The sequence below is a fragment of the Longimicrobiaceae bacterium genome (genome assembly GCA_035696245.1).
GTDB lineage: Bacteria > Gemmatimonadota > Gemmatimonadetes > Longimicrobiales > Longimicrobiaceae > DASRQW01.
Window position 1 is genome coordinate 1 of record DASRQW010000508.1, and the last position, 2,175, is coordinate 2,175.

Sequence of the window (2,175 nt, forward strand, 5' to 3'; positions counted from 1 at the left end):
AAGCAGATCGGCGTGCGCGACGAGGCGGCCCAGCTGGGCGGCGTGGGGCGCTGCGGCCGGCAGCTGTGCTGCGCCACCTGGCTGCGCGAGATCAAGCCCATCTCGCTGCAGCTGGCCAAGGACCAGAACCTGTCGCTGAACCCGCAGCAGATCTCCGGCACCTGCGGCCGGCTGATGTGCTGCCTCACGTACGAGCACGACGCCTACCTCCAGGCGCGCAAGCGCTTCCCGCGCGAGGGGCGGACCATCCGCACCACCGTGGGGGCGGAGCGCGTGGTGGGCATCGACATCTGGCGCTCGCTGGTGACGCTGCAGGACGAGAACCGCCAGCGCCGCACCATCGACCTGGCGCAGCTGAAGGAAGAGACGGTGGCGCAGCCCGCCGCGGCGGCGCCCGCGACCCACGACAAACCGCAGCTCCCCACCCCGGCCGAGACGCAGCGCCCCGTGCGCCGCCCGCGCCGCGGCCCGGAGCGGAGGCCCGATTGACCCAGCGCCGGTTCTACCTCACCACCGCCATCGACTACGCCAACGGCGACCCGCACCAGGGCCACGCGTACGAGAAGATCGGCGCCGACGCCATCGCGCGGTACCACCGGCTGCTGGGCGAGGAGGTGCGGTTCTGCATGGGGATGGACGAGCACGGCCAGAAGGTGCAGCAGGCGGCCGCGGCGAACGGCGTCACCCCGCAGGAGCAGGTGGACCGCATCGCCGGGCACTTCGAGGCCATGTGGCGGCGGCTGAACATCTCCAACGACCGCTGGGTGCGCACCACGCAGCCGCACCACAAGCGCGGCGTGAAGGCGCTCATCGAGCGCATCCACCAGCGCAGCCCGGACGACTTCTACGAGAAGACGTACGAGGGCTGGTACTGCGTGGGCTGCGAGCTGTTCAAGCGCGAGGGCGAGATCGTGGACGGCCGCTGCGTCCTCCACCCCACGCGCGAGCTGCAGTGGACGGAGGAGCGCAACTGGTTCTTCCGTCTCACGAAGTACCAGGACTTCCTGCGCGCCCACTTCGAGGCCCACCCGGACTTCGTGCTCCCGGACTCGCGCCGCAACGAGCTGCTGGCGCTCATCGACGGCGGGCTGGAGGACATCTCCATCACCCGCGCCCGCCTCAACTGGGCGATCCCCTTCCCCGTCGCGTCGGCCAACGGCGAGACGCAGGGGACGTGGGTGTGGTTCGACGCGCTGCCCAACTACCTGACCGACACGGGCTTCCCGGACGAGGGATTCGAAAGCTGGTGGCCCGCGCAGCTGCACGTGGTGGGCAAGGACATCACCCGCCTGCACGCGGTGATCTGGCCCGCCATGCTCGAGGCGGCGGAGCTGCCGCTGCCGGAGCACGTTTGGGGGCACGGCTTCGTGCTGCTGGGCGGCGAGCGGTTCAGCAAGTCCGCCGGGATCGGTGCCGGGCTGGACCTGGGCGAGGCGATCGACCGGCACGGGACCGACGCGTTCCGCTACTTCCTGCTGCGCGAGATCCCCTTCGACGGCGACGGCAACTTCAGCTTCGAGCGCTTCGACGAGCGATACAACTCGGAGCTGGCGAACAACCTGGGCAACCTGGCGAGCCGCACGCTGAGCATGGTCGCCAAGTACCGCGCCGGCACCGTCCCCGCGGCCGCTCGGACTACGCTGGACGCGCAGGCGGACGCGGCGGTGGCGGAGTACCGCGCGGCGATGGATGCCAACCTGCTGCACCACGGCGCCGCGGCGGCCTTCCGCCTGATCAGCGCGGCGAACGGATTCGTGCAGGAGACGACGCCGTGGAAGCTGGCGAAGGACGAGGCGCAGGCGGCGGAGCTGGATTCCGTGCTCGCCTCGCTCGTGCGCACGCTCGGAATCGGCGCCGTCCTGCTCTCGCCGTTCATGCCGGAGAAGATGGGCGGCCTGTGGACCCGCCTCGGCTCCGGATGGGACGAGATGCCGCTGATCGACGCGCTCGCATCCCTCGACCCCGCAGGCTGGACGGTGGCGGCGGGCGACGTGCTCTTCCCCCGCGCGGAGCTGGCGGAGAAGGTCTGACGGCCGGTGCAGGGCGACAGGATCCGGGCGGAATGCAACAGATGACGGGAGCGCGGCACAACTGCCACGCTCCCGCTATCTGTTTATGGAAGGGCGGTTTGGGGAAGATGCGTGAAGATGGGATGGGAGTTGCGTTGAGGGTGGG

2 protein-coding genes are annotated in these 2,175 nt (G+C 70.5%); both read left to right on the plus strand.

The annotated features are described in order from the left end of the window. The coding region (ricT, locus tag VFE05_22735) for a regulatory iron-sulfur-containing complex subunit RicT (protein HET6232911.1) at window positions 1-489 on the plus strand (489 nt) is incomplete at its 5' end. Continuing rightward, window positions 486-2,030, plus strand: a complete 1,545-nt coding sequence (locus VFE05_22740; protein ID HET6232912.1) for a class I tRNA ligase family protein — start codon at window positions 486-488, stop codon at window positions 2,028-2,030. The genes ricT and VFE05_22740, both read left to right, overlap by 4 nt. Window positions 2,031-2,175: the final 145 nt, after the last annotated feature.